The following is a 598-nucleotide window of genomic DNA, read 5'->3' as shown; positions in this document are numbered from 1 at the left end:
GGCTGCGTTGGTTTACAGCCATGGCCCTAGTCTTGTGGCTGGGATGGGTTTTCTTGGTACAAGAGCGCCATGGTGGGGCATCGATTGTCGTGAACTCAGTGATGAATCGACCCATCAGTTATGTCTATGTTAACGGCAAGATGGGCAGTAATACCTTTGCCTTTGACGGTTTTAATGCTGGAGGCGGCGGTAGCGCAGGCCCCTATCGGATTGAAGGCGATACGGTAAAAATCGACTGGGAACTTGATATGACCGAAGAACAAGAAAAGGCCGGTTACAAATTTGAAAAACACACCATTACCCTACCCATGCCTAAGCGAGAGATAGGGCAGAATAATTTTCATGTTCTCTTTTTGCCCGACAACAAAGTAATGGTGCGTTGGGGTGGGTGGGCAGAGCCAGTGATGAGTGACGTTATTGATACCTACCGGACGTGGAGATGAAAATGATAGTTAAGAGTAAGTGGGAGTGTCGTCTTGTATGAGTAGTTTTAACTCCATGTTTGTTACTGCTGTATGGCGCTCAATGCCCCGTTGGCTGCGTTGGTTTACAGCCATGGCCCTAGTCTTGTGGCTGGGATGGGTTTTCTTGGTACAAG

The 598-nt window shown here is 48.3% G+C and carries 1 protein-coding gene; it reads left to right on the top strand.

Annotated features, from left to right (window positions below; genetic code table 11):
- A partial coding sequence (locus L975_RS16140) for a DUF3304 domain-containing protein (RefSeq protein ID WP_047709313.1) occupies window positions 1-443 on the top strand: 443 nt, incomplete at its 5' end.
- Window positions 444-598 lie beyond the last annotated feature (155 nt).

It is taken from the genome of Plesiomonas sp. ZOR0011, from assembly GCF_000800945.1.
GTDB lineage: Bacteria > Pseudomonadota > Gammaproteobacteria > Enterobacterales > CAMTGL01 > Plesiomonas > Plesiomonas shigelloides.
Note: the sequence above shows the minus strand (reverse complement) of the source record. Positions and strands in the feature narration are given on the sequence as shown.